Source organism: Kitasatospora sp. NPDC059803, assembly GCF_042732255.1.
GTDB lineage: Bacteria > Actinomycetota > Actinomycetes > Streptomycetales > Streptomycetaceae > Kitasatospora.
On record NZ_JBHWIJ010000006.1, the window covers coordinates 52,458 to 70,072 of the forward strand.

Annotated in this window: 14 protein-coding genes; 5 read left to right on the forward strand and 9 right to left on the reverse strand. The window is 73.6% G+C overall.

The genetic code is table 11. The features are described from left to right. Window positions 1-17 precede the first annotated feature (17 nt). Both ACFV6I_RS02075 and ACFV6I_RS02080 read right to left on the reverse strand, forming a co-directional pair. The gene (locus ACFV6I_RS02075) at window positions 18-845 is read right to left on the reverse strand and encodes a zf-HC2 domain-containing protein (RefSeq protein WP_380423284.1); all 828 of its coding nucleotides are present in this window, start codon (window positions 843-845) and stop codon (window positions 18-20) included. Further along, window positions 842-1,402, reverse strand: coding sequence for an RNA polymerase sigma factor (locus tag ACFV6I_RS02080; protein ID WP_380423285.1), 561 nt, complete (start codon window positions 1,400-1,402; stop codon window positions 842-844). The genes ACFV6I_RS02075 and ACFV6I_RS02080 overlap by 4 nt, the downstream gene beginning before the upstream one ends. A 379-nt stretch (window positions 1,403-1,781) precedes the next feature. Here ACFV6I_RS02080 and ACFV6I_RS02085 point away from each other — a divergent pair, with 379 nt between their 5' ends. The 3 genes from ACFV6I_RS02085 to ACFV6I_RS02095 all read left to right on the forward strand — a co-directional run bounded on the left by ACFV6I_RS02085 (window position 1,782) and on the right by ACFV6I_RS02095 (window position 4,355). Next, entirely contained in the window at window positions 1,782-2,309 is a 528-nt protein-coding gene (locus ACFV6I_RS02085) for a GNAT family N-acetyltransferase (RefSeq protein ID WP_063347221.1), read from the forward strand. A 100-nt stretch (window positions 2,310-2,409) separates the two neighbouring features. Beyond that, entirely contained in the window at window positions 2,410-3,645 is a 1,236-nt protein-coding gene (locus tag ACFV6I_RS02090; protein ID WP_380423286.1) for a sensor histidine kinase, read from the forward strand. Next, window positions 3,642-4,355 carry a response regulator gene (locus ACFV6I_RS02095; RefSeq protein WP_380423287.1) on the forward strand — a complete coding sequence of 238 codons (714 nt, stop codon included), beginning with the start codon at window positions 3,642-3,644 and terminating at the stop codon, window positions 4,353-4,355. Before ACFV6I_RS02090 ends, ACFV6I_RS02095 begins: the two co-directional genes overlap by 4 nt. A 28-nt stretch (window positions 4,356-4,383) precedes the next feature. Here ACFV6I_RS02095 and ACFV6I_RS02100 read toward each other — a convergent pair whose 3' ends face one another. Then, window positions 4,384-5,013, reverse strand: a complete 630-nt coding sequence (locus ACFV6I_RS02100; RefSeq protein WP_380423288.1) for a dienelactone hydrolase family protein — start codon at window positions 5,011-5,013, stop codon at window positions 4,384-4,386. A gap of 163 nt (window positions 5,014-5,176) precedes the next feature. Between ACFV6I_RS02100 and ACFV6I_RS02105 the strand changes: the two genes are divergently transcribed. Further along, window positions 5,177-6,898: an alkaline phosphatase D family protein gene (locus ACFV6I_RS02105; RefSeq protein WP_380423294.1), complete on the forward strand. Its 1,722-nt coding sequence runs from the start codon at window positions 5,177-5,179 to the stop codon at window positions 6,896-6,898. Between the two features lie 141 nt (window positions 6,899-7,039). Here ACFV6I_RS02105 and ACFV6I_RS02110 read toward each other — a convergent pair whose 3' ends face one another. The 6 genes from ACFV6I_RS02110 to ACFV6I_RS02135 form a co-directional block, all read right to left on the reverse strand. Next, window positions 7,040-7,897 carry an ABC transporter permease subunit gene (locus tag ACFV6I_RS02110; RefSeq protein WP_363368425.1) on the reverse strand — a complete coding sequence of 286 codons (858 nt, stop codon included), beginning with the start codon at window positions 7,895-7,897 and terminating at the stop codon, window positions 7,040-7,042. Between the two features lie 68 nt (window positions 7,898-7,965). After that, window positions 7,966-10,791 (reverse strand): alpha/beta fold hydrolase, encoded by a 2,826-nt coding sequence (locus ACFV6I_RS02115; RefSeq protein ID WP_380423289.1) that lies wholly within the window; start codon window positions 10,789-10,791, stop codon window positions 7,966-7,968. Between the two features lie 164 nt (window positions 10,792-10,955). Continuing rightward, window positions 10,956-11,417 carry a GNAT family N-acetyltransferase gene (locus ACFV6I_RS02120; protein ID WP_380423290.1) on the reverse strand — a complete coding sequence of 154 codons (462 nt, stop codon included), beginning with the start codon at window positions 11,415-11,417 and terminating at the stop codon, window positions 10,956-10,958. Between the two features lies 1 nt (window position 11,418). Further along, entirely contained in the window at window positions 11,419-12,357 is a 939-nt protein-coding gene (locus tag ACFV6I_RS02125; protein ID WP_063347228.1) for an RluA family pseudouridine synthase, read from the reverse strand. A gap of 60 nt (window positions 12,358-12,417) precedes the next feature. Continuing rightward, window positions 12,418-13,071 carry a signal peptidase II gene (gene lspA / locus ACFV6I_RS02130; protein WP_079135530.1) on the reverse strand — a complete coding sequence of 218 codons (654 nt, stop codon included), beginning with the start codon at window positions 13,069-13,071 and terminating at the stop codon, window positions 12,418-12,420. Between the two features lie 164 nt (window positions 13,072-13,235). Next, window positions 13,236-13,703: a TraR/DksA family transcriptional regulator gene (locus ACFV6I_RS02135; RefSeq protein WP_244293330.1), complete on the reverse strand. Its 468-nt coding sequence runs from the start codon at window positions 13,701-13,703 to the stop codon at window positions 13,236-13,238. Between the two features lie 641 nt (window positions 13,704-14,344). Here ACFV6I_RS02135 and ileS point away from each other — a divergent pair. Further along, on the forward strand, window positions 14,345-17,473 hold the full coding sequence (gene ileS / locus ACFV6I_RS02140) for an isoleucine--tRNA ligase (protein ID WP_380423291.1): 3,129 nt from the start codon (window positions 14,345-14,347) through the stop codon (window positions 17,471-17,473). Window positions 17,474-17,615: the final 142 nt, after the last annotated feature.

Sequence of the window (17,615 nt, forward strand, 5' to 3'; positions counted from 1 at the left end):
CAGGGTGGACATGGGTTTCACAGCGTTGAGTACGCGTCCCTGCGGGCGATCACGGCGCAGACGCCGAGCGCGAGGAGCAGCCACCACACGGGCAACTGGTCGCGGTGCAGGGCGAGTTCGAGGACTGCGGGGATGCGGCCGGTGACGAACGTGGGCACCACGACGGCGGCGCCCCACGCGGTCACCAGCCCCACGGCGGCGCGGGTCACGCCGACCACGCTGCCCAGCGCCAGGGCGGTGGAGGTGAAGGCCAGGGAGGGCAGCAGCCACTGCGCGGCCGTCGTGTTCCCGGTCAGCCATCCCCCCAGCAGGAGCCCGGGCACGACCACCACGAGGACCGCGGTGGTGCGCCTGAGCAGCAGGGCCAGGCCGGCCCGGGCGGTCGAGGCGGTCAGTTCGTGCGCCGGGTCCAGGCCGCGCGACCACGATGCGGCGACACCGCACAGCGGCAGCACGGGCGCGATCAGCGCCACCATCGAGGAGCCGCCGAAGACCTTCGCCGGCGCGGCCACGTCCAGCAGCAGCGCCATCAGGGTGACGACGGCGGTCATCGCCAGCCACGGGGTCATGGCCGGTGTCAGCCAGGCCGACACCCAGGTCGGGCGGTGCCGCCTCCGGGGTGCCCCGGAGGCCGCGTCCAACTGCGCGTCCAGACCGGCCCGGACGGTGTCGACGAGCGCGGCGACGCCGGGCGCCTCGGTGGCCACGGAGGCCGCCAGCAGGCTCCGGCACGGCGCGCACGTCTCCAGGTGGGCCTCCAGTGCCCACACCGTGTCCGCAGCCATCGCCGTGTCACCACGCGCGTAGTCGTCGATCAGCCGCCTCGACGCGTGTTCCGCGTTCATGCCAGCGCCTCCCGCATCGCGATCCGGGCCCGGCGGGCACGGGTCTTGACCGTGCCTTCGGGCAGTCTGAGCAGGACGGCGGTCTCCCGGACGGAGAGTCCGTCGAGCACCGTCGCCTGCAGTACGTCTCGGAGTTCCGGCGCCAGCCGCCGCAGGGCGTCGCCCACGTCGCCGCCGACGGTCCCGGCGAGCGCCTCCTCCTCCGCCGCGGGCACCACGGCCCGCTCGGGGGCGGCGTCCGGCGGTTCGGCGTGGTGGGCACGGCGGCGGAAGGCGTCGACGAGGCGGCGCGCCGCGATCGTCCACAGCCATCCGACGGCCGTCCCGCCGACGGCGCTCCCGGCGAACGCGCCGGCCGCGCGCCACACCGCCAGATAGGTCTCCTGCATGACCTCGGCGACGATCTGCTCGTCCGCGCAGCGGCGGCGCAACCGCACCGCCAGCCACGGCGACGTGCGCCGGTACAGCTCGTCGAACGCCGCGCGGTCACTTCTGGCGATCAGCCGGACGAGGCGTTCCTCGTCCAGCTCGTCCAGTGCTCTCCTGCGTGATCTCACACCAGCCAGACGCCCGCGACCGCGCGCAGGTTCTGCATTCGACGTGACCTGCGTCACATGAAAGCAGCGCAGGAAGTCGGCCTACCCGACTTCCTGCGCTGCGGCGACCTCGACGCCCGGATCAGGCACCTGCGGTGGCGAGCACCCCGCCGCCCTACCGGTCCTCGGCCGTCCGCGCCAGCAGCGCGATCTCGGCCGCCACCGCCTCCGGCTCGGCCGCGACGGTGATGTCGAACACCGGCAGCATGTCCCGAACCGGCCTGGCCGACACGAGGACCACCCGGTACCGGCCCGCTCGCACTCCCCGATCGCCACCGGCGCTCCGGCCTCCCGAAAACCGCTTGCCGGGCGGACGACGGCCCACGTACCGTCGCCCGGCGTGACCCCGACCCTGCGCACCGAGCGCCTGCTGCTCGACCCGTACGTCCTCGCGGACGAAGAGGACTTCGTGACGCTGTTCCAGGACCGGGAGGTGTCCCGGTGGATGGGCGACGGCCCGCAGTCCGAGGCCGAGGACCGGGCCCTGTTCGGCCGCATCTTCACCCAGGTGTACGCCTCGAACCGGTTCGACGTCTGGGCCGTCCGGCAGGGCGGCCGCCTCGTCGGGCACGCCGAGATCAAGCCCACCACCGTGGTCGAGGGCTTCGAGATCGTCTACGCGCTGGCCCCGGAGGCGTGGGGCCGCGGCCTGGGCACCGAACTGGCGGCCGCGATCGTCGACTACGGCTTCACCGCCCTGGGGCTGGCCGAGGTGCACGCGACGGTCGCCGACGCCAACCTCGCTTCGCTGGCATTGCTGGGCAGGATCGGCTTCCGGCACGTCCGCGACATCACAGAGGACGACGGCAGCACGACCCGCCTGCTCACTCGGGGCCGCGCCGATGCCGCCGGAGCCGCCTCGCCGTAGCCGCCTCGCCGTAGCCGTCCCGCCGGAACAGAAAGACCGGAACGAACGCTCCCCCGATCGGGGGAGGCCCCCCATGAGCTGCGCCGCAATACTGGTGATCATGATCAGGGGAATCCGGCCGCTGCTGCGCGGCTCCACGTACTCGGGTGTGCTGTTCGCCTTCTTCGGCGCGCTGGCGAGCCTGCCGCTACTGCCGTTCGCGATGCTGCCGATGATGGCCTGGCCGTCCGGCCCCTACCTCACGCGGGCGGTGCTCACCCTGCTGTTCTGGGCGGCGCTGCTCGCCGTGGTCGGGCTGGCCCGCACCACCCGGCGGGTGCTGATCGGCGGCGTCCGTCGGCTGCTGAGGGTGTCGCTGCCGGATCCGGTGTCCGGCGCCCGGGCGGCGGACGCCCCCGGCTCCGACCGTTGGCGCACCCCGCTGTGGCTGCTGCTGCACGTGGCGCTGGGCTGGGTGGGGGGCCTGGCGAGCCTCGTGCTGCTCGGCGCGGCCGTGGCCCTGCCGGGCGGCTGGGTCTCCGGTGATGCCCGGCTGAGCTGGCCCGGCCGGTCGGTGCAGCTGACGGGCGCCTGGAGCTGGGTGGTGGCGGCGGTCTGCCTGCTGCTGGTGCCGGTGGTGTGCGCGGTGGTGGCGGGCGCGCTGCGCGGGCTGGCCCCGAAGCTGCTGGGTCCGTCGGCGGCCGAGCGGCTGGCGCTGGCGGCGGAGCGGGAGCGCCGGCTGGCCGAACGCAACCGGCTGGCCCACGAGTTGCACGACTCGATCGGGCACACCCTGACGGCGGCCACGATCCAGGCGGCGGTGGCGGGCGAGGTGCTCTCCGCCGACCCGGTGGCGGCGCGGGCCGCCATGCGCAGCATCGAGGAGTCGACCCGGGCCGCCCTGGAGGACCTGGACTACGTGCTGGGCGCGCTGCGCGAGGAGGAGTCGGGGGCGGCCCCGGCCCGGACCTTGGCCGACCTGCCCGAGCTGCTGGACCGGCTGCGGCACGCCGGCGCGGTGGTGGAGCCGGAGCTGTCCGGCGAGCTGGCGCAGGTGCAGGGGACGCTCTCCCGGGCGGCGTACCGGATCCTCCAGGAGGGGCTGACGAACGCGCTGCGGCACGGAGCGGGCGGCCCGATCGAGGTCCGGGTGGCGGCCGGGCCGGACACCCTGGAGCTCAGCGTGGCCAACCGGACCGGGGCGGGCCCGCGCCAGGGCGCCTTCCCGACCTCCGGCCACGGCCTGCCGGGCCTGGCCGAGCGGGTCCGGCTGCTGCACGGCGAGATCGAGGCCGGGCCGGACGGGCCCCAGGCCTGGCGGCTGGCCGTCCGGCTGCCCGTACGGTTGTCGGCATGACCGGCCCAGATCCCACCGACGCCGCGCCCGACGCCCCGAGCGACGCCACCGGCACCCCCGTCACCCTCCTGATCGCGGACGACGACGAGGTGACCCGCAGCGGCCTGCGCACCCTGCTCGCGGCGCAGCCGGGGATCACGGTGGTCGGGGAGGCGGCCGACGGCGTCGACGCGGTCGAGCAGGCGCAGCGGCTGCGGCCGGACGTGGCCCTGATGGACGTACGGATGCCGCGCCGCAACGGGATCGAGGCCACCCGGCAGCTGCTTGCCGAGTCGGCCGCGCCGCCGAAGGTCGTGGTGATCACCACCTTCGAGAACGACGGCTACGTCACCGCCGCGCTCAGCGCGGGGGCGAGCGGGTTCGTGCTGAAGCGGCTTCCGGTGCGGCAGATCGCGGAGGCGGTGCGGGTGGCGGCGGCCGGGGAGGCGATCCTCTTCCCGGCGGCGCTGCGCCGGATGGTCTCCGCCCGCCCGCTGGACTCCGCCGAGGCGTTGCCCCGGGCGGCGTTGACGGTGCGGGAGGAGGAGGTACTGCGGTCGATGGCCACGGGCCAGTCCAACCCGGAGATCGCGGAGTCGCTCAGGGTGAGCCTGGAGACGGTGAAGACGCACGTCGGGAACGTGCTGACCAAGCTCGGCGCGCAGAACCGGACCCACGCCGTGGTGATCGCGTACGAGTCCGGCCTGGTGGTGCCGGGGCTCGCCGGCTGACCCGGCCCGCCCCAGCACCCGCCCTCGGTCAGGAATCCAGCTCGCCGAGGAAGTCCAGCGCGATGGCCCAGGCCCGCTCCGCCGCCTCGGCGTCGTAGTCGGCCAGCTCGGTGTCGGTGAACAGGTGCCCGGCGCCCCGGTAGCGGTGCACCTCGACGTCGGCCCCGGCCCGCCGCATCCCCAGGTACCAGGCGTTCAGCCAGTCCTCGGTCTCGAACGGGTCCGGCTCGGCGACGTGCAGCTGCACCGGGATCTCGGTGGCCGCGTCCTCGCGCAGGTCGGAGGTGCCGTGCAGGAGCAGCAGGCCGCGGGCCTTGTCGTCGGCGAGGGCCAGGTTCTGCGCGAGCGAGCCGCCGAGCGAGAAGCCCGCGTAGACCAGGCCGCCGTCGGACAGCGGAGCGGCGGCGGTGACGGCCCGGCGCAGCAGTTCCTCGCTGCCGCCGACCTCCTCCTGGTACGCCAGTCCGGCCTCGATGTCGTCGAAGGTCCGCCCGTCGTACAGGTCCGGGGTGTGCACGGTGTGCCCGGCGGCGCGCAGCCGGTCGGCGGCGGCGTTGACGGCGGAGCGCAGCCCGAGGGCGGAGTGGAAGAGGACGATCTGGGCCACGGTCGGGGTCCTTCGGCAGCTGAGGGCGGGTACTCCCCCATGATCCCGCATGATCCGGCGACCCGACTTCCCCGGCCCGCCCGCCCCGGCCTCCCCCGCTCGCCCTCCCCGGGCAACCACACCCGCCCGCTCCACGACGGGTCGTCAGGTCACCTGATTTACCTACGCTTTACTAGCGGGTAACCTTCCGGACGTGAACGATCTTGTCCATGACATGACCCCTGCCCACCCGCGCCGCCGCCAGGTCCTGAAGGCCGGCGCGCTGGCCGCCGGCGCGACCGCCGCCCTCCCGATCGCCCTCCCCACCCCCGCCGAAGCCGCCGAGCCGGCCCAGGCCACCCAGACCGCCCAGGCCGCCGGAGCCGCCGGAGCCGCGCAGGCCCCCGAAGCCGCCCCCCGCTTCCTGCACGGCATAGCCTCCGGCGACCCCCTCCCCGACGGCGTCCTGCTCTGGACCAGGGTGACGCCCCGCCCCGAGTCCCTCCCCGGCTCGGGCCTCGGCCCCGACACCGAGGTCCGCTGGGAGCTGGCCGCCGACCAGGCCTTCACCCGCGTCGTCGCGAGCGGCACGGTGACCGCCACCGCCGCCGCCGACCACACCGTCAAGGCCGACGTCCGCGGCCTGACCCCGGACACCCCCTACTGGTACCGCTTCACCGCCACCACCGGTACCGGTACCGGCAGCGCCGTCTCCCCCACCGGCCGCACCCGCACCACCCCCGCCACCGACGCCGCCCTCTCCCGGCTGCGGTTCGGCGTCGCCTCCTGCGCCAACTGGGAGGGTGGCTACTTCTCCGCCTACCGCCACCTCGCCGCCCGCGGCGACCTGGACGCCTTCCTCTTCCTCGGCGACTACATCTACGAGTACAAGACCGGCGAGTTCTGCGCCCGCGGCACGGTCGTGCGCCCGCACGCCCCCACCCACGAGATCCTCACCCTCGTCGACTACCGCACCCGGCACGGCCAGTACAAGACCGACGACGACCTCCAGGCCCTGCACGCCAAGCTCCCGACCATCGCGATCTGGGACGACCACGAGTTCGCCAACGACGCCTGGTCCGGCGGCGCCGAGAACCACACCCCGGGCACCGAGGGCGCCTGGTCCGACCGGATGGCCGCCGCCAAGCAGGCCTACTTCGAGTGGATGCCGGTCCGGCCCTCGATCGCCGGCACCACCTACCGCCGCCTGCGCTACGGCAAGCTCGCCGACCTGCACCTGATGGACCAGCGCTCGTTCCGCTCCCAGCAGGCGAAGACGGGCAGCGGCGCCGTCGACTCGGCCGACCGCACCCTCACCGGCCGCGCCCAACTGGACTGGCTCAAGGCCGGGTTGTCCGCCTCCGACACCACCTGGCGACTGATCGGCAACGAGGTGATGATCTCCCCGGTCGCCTTCCTCTCGCTGCCCGACTACCTGCTGCGCCCGCTGGCCAAGCTGCTCGGCCTGCCCGGCGAGGGCGTGGCGGTCAACCCCGACCAGTGGGACGGCTACACCCACGACCGCCGCGAGCTGCTTGGCCACCTCAAGACGAACGGCATCACCAACACCGTCTTCCTGACCGGCGACATCCACTCCGCCTGGGCCGCCGACGTCCCGAACGAGGCCGCCACCTACCCGCTGTCCGGCAGTGTCGCCACCGAGTTCGTGGTCACCTCGGTGACCTCCGACAACGTCGACGACCTGCTGAAGGTCGCCCCGCAGACCGTCTCACTGGCGGCCGGCACCGCGATCAAGGCGGCCAACCCGCACGTCAAGTGGGTCGACCTGGACTCGCACGGCTACGGGGTCCTGGACATCACGCCCGAGCAGACCCAGATGGACTACTACGTCCTCTCCGACCGCACCCGCAAGGACGCGACCAGCAGCTGGACCCGCTCCTACCGCACCCGCACCGGCACCCAGCGGATCGAGCGCGCGAACGCCCCGATCGCCTGACCCCAGCCCTGACCCCCGCCCTGCGCCCCCCCCCCCCCCCCCCCCCCCCGCCCCCCCCCCCGGGGCCCCCCCCCCCCCCCCCGGCCGCCACCCCCCCCCCGGCCCCCCCCCCCCCCGCGGCGGCCCCGCAGCACAACGGCCCTACGACACCACGTCCTTGCGCGCGAACCCCCGGAACGCCAGCGCGAGCAGCACCGCCGCGTACGACAGCGACAGCGAGACGCCCTGCACCATGCCGCCCCACTCCAACTGCGGCTGCAGGGCGTCCGCCCAGGCGTACTGCCAGTGCGCGGGCAGCCACTCCCGCAGGCCCCCCAGCGCCGTGACGGCGTCCAGCACCCCGGTGATGATCGACGCGAACACCGCCCCGCCGACGGCGCCCAGCGGCGCGTCCGTCGCCGTGGAGAGCCAGAACGCCAGCGCGGCGATCACGATCTCGGCGAGGAACACGTACGCCGCCGCGACGGCCAGCCGGGGCAGCGCCTCCCCGGCCGAAAGGCTGGCCCCGGTGGGCAGTTTGAGGTCCCCCCAGCCGTACGCGGCGGTGCCGACGACCAGCCCGATCAGCGGCAGCATCGCCACCGCCACCGCCGAGAACGCCAGCCCGACCGCGAACTTGCGGGCCAGCAGCCGGGCCCGGGGCACCGGCGCGGCCAGCAGGTAGCGCAGCGAGGACCAGCTCGCCTCGGAGGCGACCGTGTCGCCGCAGAACAGCGCCACCGGGATGACCAGCAGGAAGCCGGTGCCCACGAACAGCATGGTGGCGGCGAAGTTGGGCCCGGACGCGGTGGCCAGGTCGATGAAGGTGGTCCGGTCGGGGCGGCTCGGGGTGCCGCCGATCTGGAACGCGGCCAGCATCACGAACGGCAGGGCGGCCAGCACCGCGCCGATCACCAGGGTGCGGCGCCGCCGCAGTTGGCGCATCGCCTCCACCCGCAGCGGCAGCGTCCGGCCCGCCCGGTACCCCTCGGCGTGGTCCGCCGACACGACGCCGCTCACGCCATCACCCACCTCGCTGCTCACCTCACTGCTCACCTCACTGCTCACGCCACCGTTCGCACCCCTGCTCACGCCGCACCTCCGATCAACGACAGGAACGCGTCCTCCAGCCGCCGCTGCGGCCCGGCGCTCTCCACCGGCACGCCGAGGCGCACCAGTTCGGCCAGCAGTTCGTGCGCCGCCAGCCCGTCCAGGCGCACCAGCAGCCCGCCCTCGACGGCCTCCGCCGAGCCGACCCCGGCCAGCGCGCCGACCTTCTCGACGACCGACCCGGGCTCGTACCCGGCGGGCACCCCGAGGAACAGCAGCTCGCCCGCGCCGACGATCTCGCCGACGGCCCCGGTGGTGATCAGCCGCCCGCGGTCCATCACCACCAGGTCCGTGCAGCTCTGCTCGACCTCGGCGAGCAGGTGGCTGGAGACGATGACGGTACGGCCGGCGGCGGCGTACCGGATCATCACCTCGCGCATCTCGCGGATCTGCGGCGGGTCGAGCCCGTTGGTCGGCTCGTCGAGGATCAGCAGGTCCGGCATCCCGAGCATGGCCTGGGCGATGGCGAGCCGCTGCCGCATGCCCTGCGAGTAGGTCCGCACGGCGCGGTCGAGCGCCTCGCCGAGACCGGCGATGGCCAGCGCCTCGTCGGAGCGGGCGTCCTCCTCCGGTCGGCCGGTGGCCTGCCAGTACAGCCGCAGGTTGGCCCGGCCGGTGAGGTGCGGCAGGAAGCCCGCGCCCTCGACGAAGGCGCCGACCCGGGAGAGCACCGGTGCGCCGGGGCGCACCAGGTGGCCGAAGATCCGGATCTCGCCCGCGTCGGGCCGGATCAGGCCCATCAGCATCCGCAGCGTGGTGGTCTTGCCGGCGCCGTTGGGCCCGAGCAGGCCGAGCACCTGCCCCTGCTCCACCCGGAAGCCCAACTCCCGTACGGCGTAACGGTCCTGGGCGCCCTTGTAGCGCTTGCTCAGGCCGGTGATCTGCAATGGCACCCCGGCCAGCGCCGGGTCGTACGCCGGGTCGTCGCCCGCCCCCCGCCGACGGCGGCGCAGCAGCCGGGGCGACAGCACCAGGCCCAGCGCCACCACGACGGCCGCCAGCGGCAGCAGCCAGGTGCGCGCGGGCAGCGGCGTGGCCTCGGTGACGAGTTCGTCGTCGGTCGGCACGGTGAGCGCCCCGGCCGGCGCGACCCGGTAGGTGGCGGGCTCGACGGGCGAGGCGTACGCGAGGTCGGTGGCGGCCAGGACGAGCCGCAGCCGGTGCCCGGCGGCGAAGGTGTGGTCGACGGCGGGCAGCGCGACCGTGACGGTGCGGCCCGCGTCGGCGCCGGTGACCCGCAGCGGGGCGGCGAGCTGCTGCGGGAGCACGGCCTTGCCGTCCGGGCCCACGTCGTACAGCTTGGCGAAGAGCACCGCGTCCGGCCGGTCGGCGTGCACCTGGACGGGCACGGTGGGCTGCCCGGTCAGGTGCAGCGGCTGGCCCAGCGGCGCGGAGTCGAAGGCGGCGTGCTGGCCGGGGAAGTCGAGCGACAGCCCGGCGCCGAGCGAGGCGGCCTGGCTGAGCGCCCCGATCCCGGGCAGCGTCGAGATCCCGGGCGGGGCGCCGCCGGGCGGGTTGGCGATGGTCTGCTCGCCGCCGGCCAGTTCGACGCCGTGGGAGCCGGTTCCGTCCAGGCCCGGGTAGCGGTCGGCGGAGGCGCCGCGCAGCACGGCCTGGAAGCCGGTGGAGTCGACGCCCCCGGTGCGGGTGACCCGGAACGCGGGGCCGGTGTCGTCGCCCTGCCCCTTCAGGTAGTGGTCGAACCAGGCGGTCACCCGGTCGTCGACCCGGGCGCTGGTGTCGGTGCCGCCGTCGTGCCCGCCGGCGAACCAGTCCACCGAGACGGGCGCGCCGTTGGCCGCGACGGCCCGGGCGATCCGGTCGCCCTGGTCGAGCGGGAACAGCGAGTCCTGCTGGCCCTGCACGACCAGGGTGGGCGCCTTGAGCTGCGCGGCCACCGAGGACGGGCTGGAGCGGTCCAGCAGTGCGACGGCCTCCGGGTCGGCGTGCCCGGCGGTGGCGACCCGGTCGTACATCTGGCAGAGCGACTCCAGGAACCGCCCGCAGCCGACCGGCCCGCCCGCGGCGTCGCCGCCCTGCCCGGAACCGCCCTGCCCGGGAGCGCCCTGCCCCGGCCCGGCCCCGCCGCCGCGCGGCGCGCCGCCGGAGGGGCCGAGGTCGCCGGCCGCGCCGGTGGTGAAGAAGATCCCGGCCCAGAGCTTCTTGAACACGCCGTCGACGGAGCCCGAGCCCTGCACGCCCTGCGGGAACAGCGCGTCGGCCAGGTTCCACCAGGTGATCTGGGTGGCCACCGCGTCGATCCGGTGGTCGTACGCGGAGGCCAGCAGCGAGACGGCGCCGCCGTACGAGGCACCGGTGATGCCGACCCGGGGGTCGCCGGGCCCGTCGAGCTGCACCTCGGGCCGCTGGGCCAGCCAGTCCACCAGGTGCTTGACGTCCTCGACCTCGCGGTCGGGCGCGTTGAGGCCGATCTTCCCGCCCGAGTGCCCGAAGCCGCGCGCCGACCAGGTCAGCACCGCGTAGCCCTGCCGGGCCAGCTGCTGGGCGCGTTCGCGCTCGCCGTCCTTGGAGCCGCCGAAGCCGTGCGCGAGCAGGACCGCCGGGCGCGGGGTGCTGCCGGTGGTGAAGAAGGAGGTGTCCACCTGGACCTGCTGGTCACTGCCGGGGGTCTCCGGCATGGCGAGGAAACGGTCCTCCTGATGGACCGCCGGCTCACCGCCGGACGCCACCGTCGCCGTACCCGCCCCGGCCACCACCACCAGGGCCACCGCACCGGCCACCACCCTGCGCCGCACCGTCGTATCCCGGCTGCGCCACCGGCGCCACGCCCCACCGAACTCCATGGGGGCTGATCGTATCCGCCCCCCGGGTAGGCGTCCGATAAGGCCACCGCCGAAGCCGCCGCTTGCGCCCCGTTCACCCCGTTGCGTCCGGGTACCGCGCGGGAAAACGGAGATCCCCGCACCCCACCAGGGGCACGGGGATCCGCACGGCCGGGCCCGAAGCCCTACAGCACCTGCGTCATCGTCCGATGCGGTATCCCCGCGGACTCGTACACCGGGCCCTCGGCCGTGTACCCCAGCCGCTCGTAGAACCCCAGCGCCCCCACCTGCGCGTGCAGTTCCACCTCGACGGCCCCGCGGTCGAGCCCGGCCGCCTCGATCGCCCGCACCAGCTGGGCTCCGAGCCCGGTCCCCCGGGCCGCCGACACCACCGCGAGGCGTCCGAGCAGCACCCGGCCCTCGACACCCCCGGTGAGCTTCAGCGCCTGCTCCCCGAAGATCAGCCGTGCGGTCCCGAGCGCGGTCCCGTCCGCCGCCACGGCCAGCAGGTGCACCGAGGTCGCGTCGTACTCGTCGTACTCCAGTTCCTCCGGCACGTGCTGCTCGACGATGAACACCTCGCGCCGCACGTCCCGCACCAGAGTCAGGTCCGCGGCGCCCGCCGCGGTCCGGATGGCCGCCGTCATCTCAGCTCTCCGACGAGATGATGTCGAGCGCCTTGCGCAGGTCGGGCGAGTACTCGCTGGAGAACTCGACCCACTGCCCGTCCGCCGGGTGCTCGAAGCCGAGCGACACGGCGTGCAGCCACTGCCGGGTCAGCCCGAGCCGCTTGGCCAGCGTCGGGTCGGCGCCGTAGGTCAGGTCGCCCACGCAGGGGTGGCGCAGCGCGGACATGTGGACCCGGATCTGGTGGGTGCGCCCGGTCTCCAGCTTGATGTCGAGCAGCGAGGCCGAGCGGTAGGCCTCGACCAGGTCGTAGTGGGTGACGGACGGCTTGCCGTCCTTGGTCACGGCCCACTTCCAGTCCGAGCTGGGGTGCCGTCCGATCGGCGCGTCCACGGTGCCGCTCAGCGGGTCCGGGTGCCCCTGTACGAGGGCGTGGTAGCGCTTCTCGGTGATCCGGTCGTGGAACTGCCGCTTGAGGTCGGTGTACGCGCGCTCGGACTTGGCGACGACCATCAGCCCGGAGGTGCCGACGTCGAGCCGGTGCACGACGCCCTGGCGCTCGGCGGCGCCGGAGGTGGAGATCCGGTAGCCGGCCGCGGCGAGCCCGCCGATGACGGTGGTGCCGGTCCAGCCGGGGCTGGGGTGCGCGGCGACGCCGACCGGCTTGTCGACGAGCACGATGTCCTCGTCGTCGTGGACGATCCGCATGCCCTCGACCGGCTCGGCGATGATCCGCACGGGGGCGGCGGGGGCGGGGATCTCGACCTCCAGCCAGGAACCGGCGGTCACCCGGTCCGACTTTCCGGCCACGGCGCCGTCGAGCGTCACCTTGCCGTCGGCGGCCAACTCGGCGGCCTTCGTCCGGGAGAAACCGAACATCCGGGCGAGGGCGGCGTCGAGGCGCTCGCCCTCCAGGCCGTCGGGTACGGGGAGGCTGCGGATCTGCGCTGCGGTACTCACCCGTACGAGTATGCCGGAACCGCGGCCCTCCGCCGCCCGCCCGACCGCCCGGGGCCCCTGCTACTCGGTCTTGCCGCCCTGCTGGTGGACGGTGCCGTCCGGGTTGCTGCCCCGGAAGGAGAGCAGCACGACGAGGATTCCGCCGCAGACGATCGCCGAGTCGGCGAGGTTGAAGACCGCGAAGTGCTGGACGGAGATGAAGTCGACGACGTGCCCGCGGAAGACGCCCGGCGAGCGGAACAGCCGGTCGGTGAGGTTGCCCAGGGCCCCGCCGAGCAGCAGCCCGAGCGCGATCGCCCAGGGCAGGCTGTACAGCCGGCGGGCGATCCGCCAGATCACCACGATGACGGCCGAGGCGATCATCGTGAAGACGACGGTCAGCGCCTGCCCCATGCCGAAGGCGGCGCCGGAGTTGCGGATGACCTGGAAGGTGACGACGTCCCCGATCACCTTGATCGCCGCGTGGTTCTCCAGCCGGGCCACGACCAGCAGCTTGCTGCCGAAGTCGATCAGGAAGGCGAGCAGCGCGACGACCATCAGCACGCCGATCCGCCGACGGCCCTTCGGCGCCTCCGCCGCGGCCGGGGCGGTCGCCTCGGCGGGCTCGGCAGGCTCCGCGGGCTCGGTGGGCTCGGCCACGGCCACCTCCACGGCTTCGGCGGGGGTCGGGACGGCGTCGTCCCGCGTCTGGGGGGAACCTTGCGTACTGATGATCCGCTCCGCTGCCGGTGGAGCTCCCCCGGTTGGAGGTGGGGGAGGGTGGGCCCATGGTCGCCGTACCGGACACCTCCGAACCGGACGTGTCCCAGGATTCAGGCGACGTTACGGGGTCGAGCGTACGGCAAGCCCGACCCCCTGCGCCGCCCCGGTCGGCCGCGTCAGCGGCGTTCCTGCTTGGCCTTGCACTGCACGCAGAGCGTGGCCCGGGGGAAGGCCTGCATCCGGGCCTTTCCGATGGCCTGCCCGCAGGACTCGCAGGTGCCGAAGCCGACGCCCTCCAGCCTGGTCAGGGCCCGCTCGGTCTGGGCGAGGCTGTCCCGGGCGTTGTTGGCGAGCGCGAGTTCGCTCTCCCGCGAGATGTTCTTCGTACCGGCGTCCACCTGGTCGTCACCGGCTCCGTCGTTGGAGTCACGCATCAGGCCGGAGATGGCCGCCTCGGCGGCGTCGATCTCGTTCTGCAGCCGCTCCAGCTCGCTGATGAGCTCGGTGTGCAGCTCGTGGACCTCGTCGGTGGTCCACGGGTCCTCGCCGGGCCGGACCGGCAGCGTGGCCGGGTCCACCGACTCGGCGCCGCGCGGCACGGTGACGGTGTCGGTGCTGCTCTTCTGCCGTGCGGTAGTGGTCACGGTCCCCTCCCCTGGATCGGCCGCCACGGCCTTGCGTGCCCGCTTGGTGGCGGTACCCGCGCCGGTTGCCTTCTCAGCCATGGCTTCGACCCCATCTACGAACGAATCGAGCCGCCGGTTCCCGGCGGCCTCCAGTGCCGGAACGATAATCCCGATCAAAACCGGTCACAACATGACATTCCGACGCCCCATGATGATCCCACCCAGGCAGTCGCCCCAGCCGCCACGCCCCGCGCGCTGACCAGACTTGTGCCCAGATCACCCCCGCCTAACCACCACCGCCGCCGGCCCCGGAGCGCCCCGGCCGTCCACCGCGGGGAAAAACGATTTGGACAAACCGACTCACCCGGCCGATACACTGGCCCTGCAAGGCGCAGATGGGACGAGTACCGACGTACGCAGCCACCAGCGACCCGGGGACGGTGCGAGCCCGGGGGTGTGCACGGCGGGAAGATCACCCCGGAGCCGCCGGAAGAACGGCCGCCCGCCACCGCGCGGGCCGGCCCACTAGACCCGGCAGCAAGCCCAAACAAGAGGGCCGCAGCAGCACCGCGGCCAAGGAGGGTGGTACCGCGGGGCGGCTCGCCGTCTCGTCCCTCCGTCGGATCCCGTTCACATCCGCCGGAGGTATGACGCCCGCGATGAGCACCTACAACTCCGTCCCCGCACAGGTGGACCTGCCCGCCCTCGAACACCAGATCCTGTCGTTCTGGCAGGACAACAAGATCTTCCAGCGCAGCCTGGAGCAGTCCGAGGGCCGCCCCGAGTGGGTCTTCTACGAGGGCCCGCCGACCGCCAACGGCATGCCCGGCGCCCACCACATCGAAGCCCGCGTCTTCAAGGACGTCTTCCCGCGCTTCCGGACGATGAAGGGCTACCACGTCGCCCGCAAGGCCGGCTGGGACTGCCACGGCCTCCCGGTCGAGCTCGCCGTCGAGAAGGAGCTGGGCTTCTCCGGCAAGCAGGACATCGAGGCGTACGGCATCGCCGAGTTCAACGCCAAGTGCCGCGAGTCGGTGACCCGCCACACCGACGCCTTCACCGAGCTGACCACCCGCATGGGGTACTGGGTCGACCTCGACGAGGCCTACCGGACGATGGACCCGTCGTACGTCCAGTCCGTCTGGTGGTCGCTCAAGCAGATCTTCGACAAGGGCCTGCTGGTCCAGGACCACCGGGTCGCCCCCTGGTGCCCGCGCTGCGGCACCGGACTGTCCGACCACGAGCTGGCCCAGGGCTACGAGACCGTCGTCGACCCCTCGGTCTTCGTCCGCTTCCCGCTGACCAGCGGCCCGCTGGCCGGCCAGGCCGCGCTGCTGGTCTGGACCACCACCCCGTGGACCCTGGTCTCCAACACCGCCGCCGCCGTCCACCCGGAGGTCACCTACGTGGTGGCCACCGACGGCGAGGAGAAGCTGGTCGTCGCCGAGCCGCTGCTCGCCAAGGCCCTCGGCGAGGGCTGGGAGGCCACCGGCGAGTCCTTCACCGGCGCCGAGATGGAGCGCTGGGCCTACCGCCGCCCGTTCGACCTGGTCGAGATCGAGAACGCGCACTACGTCCTCAACGCGGACTACGTCACCACCGAGGACGGCACCGGCATCGTCCACCAGTCGCCCGCCTTCGGCGCGGACGACCTCGCGACCTGCCGCAAGTACGGCCTGCCGGTGGTCAACCCGGTCCTCGCCGACGGCACCTTCGCCCCCGAGGTCCCGCTGGTCGGCGGCCAGTTCTTCAAGAAGGCCGACGAGGCCCTGGTCGCGGACCTCAAAGAGCGCGGCCTGCTCTTCCGCCACCTCCCGTACGAGCACAGCTACCCGCACTGCTGGCGCTGCCACACCGCGCTGCTCTACTACGCGCAGCCGTCCTGGTACATCCGCACCACCGCGGTCAAGGACGCCCTGATCCGGGAGAACGAGGCCACCAACTGGTACCCGGAGACCGTCAAGCACGGCCGCTTCGGCGACTGGCTGAACAACAACATCGACTGGGCGCTCAGCCGTAACCGCTACTGGGGCACCCCGCTGCCGATCTGGCGCTGCGAGGAGGGCCACCTCACCTGCGTCGGCTCGCTGGCCGAGCTCTCCGAGCTCACCGGCACCGACCAGAGCGAGCTCGACCCGCACCGCCCGTACATCGACGACGTGACCTTCGCCTGCCGCGAGTGCGGCGGCGCCTCGACCCGGGTCCCCGAGGTCATCGACGCCTGGTACGACTCGGGCTCGATGCCCTTCGCCCAGTACGGCTACCCGTACCAGAACAAGGAGCTGTTCGAGAAGCGCTACCCGGCGCAGTTCATCTCCGAGGCGATCGACCAGACCCGTGGCTGGTTCTACACGCTGATGGCGGTCGGCACCCTGGTGTTCGACAAGAACAGCTACGAGAACGTCGTCTGCCTGGGCCACATCCTGGCCGAGGACGGCCGCAAGATGTCCAAGCACCTGGGCAACATCCTGCAGCCGATCCCGCTGATGGACCAGCACGGCGCCGACGCCGTCCGCTGGTTCATGGCCGCCGGCGGTTCGCCCTGGTCGGCCCGCCGGGTCGGCCACGGCACCATCCAGGAGGTGGTCCGCAAGACCCTCCTCACCTACTGGAACACCGTCGCCTTCCAGGCCCTGTACGCCCGCACCGCCGGCTGGTCCCCCTCGGCGGCCGATCCGGCCCCGGCCGACCGCCCGCAGCTGGACCGCTGGGTGCTCTCCGAGCTGAACACCCTGGTCCGCGAGGTCGACGCCGCCTTCGAGGCGTACGACACCCAGCGCGCCGGCAAGCTGCTGTCCGGCTTCGTCGACGACCTGTCCAACTGGTACGTCCGCCGCGGCCGCCGCCGCTTCTGGCAGGGCGACGCGGCCGCGCTCGCCACCCTGCACGAGGCGCTGGAGACGGTCACCCGCCTGATGGCCCCGATGACCCCGTTCATCACCGAGCAGGTCTGGCAGGACCTGGTCGTCCCGATCGCCGCGGACGCCCCGGCCTCGGTCCACCTGGCCACCTGGCCGCAGGCGGACGAGTCGCTGATCGACACCGACCTCTCCCGGCACATGGCGCTGGTCCGCCGCCTGGTGGAGCTCGGCCGGGCCACCCGTGCCGAGTCCGGCGTGAAGACCCGTCAGCCGCTGTCCCGCGCGCTGATCGCCGCCCAGGGCTGGGACGAGCTGCCCGCCGACCTGCGCGCGCAGATCGCCGAGGAGCTCAACGTCTCCACCCTGGAGTCGCTCGCCGAGGTCGGCGGCTCGCTCGTCGACACCAGCGCCAAGGCCAACTTCCGCGCCCTGGGCAAGCGGTTCGGCAAGGGCGTGCAGGACGTCGCCAAGGCGGTCGCCGCCACCGACGCCGCCCGCCTGGCCGCCGAACTGCGCGCCGACGGCGAGACCTCGGTCGAGCTGAACGGCGAGCCGGTCGCCCTCTCCCCGGACGAGGTGATCATCACCGAGACCCCGCGCGAGGGCTGGGCCGTCGCCAACGAGTCCGGCGCCACCGTCGCCCTCGACCTGGCAAAAACCCCGGAGAACAAGCGGATCGGCGTCGCCCGCGACGCCATCCGCCAGATCCAGGAGGCCCGCAAGAACTCCGGCCTCGACGTCGCCGACCGGATCGTCCTGCGCTGGCGGGCCACCACCGAGGAGACCGCCGAGGCCATCGCCGAGCACGGCCCCCTCGTCGCCGAGGAGGTCCTGGCCACCGACTTCGCCGCCGGCACGGCCGACTGGGACTCCGAGACCTTCGCCGACGAAGCCCTCGGCCTCGCCTTCCAGCTCCGCAAGGCCTGACCCGCTCCGAAGCCGCCGTCACCCCGCCCGGGGCGACGGCGGCTTCGCCGTACCCGCGCGCCCCTGAAGTGGCGTCACCACCCCGCGCGCGCCCATCCCCCGCCCCCGTCCGCACCACAGCAGAGCGCCCCCTGTTCGACCC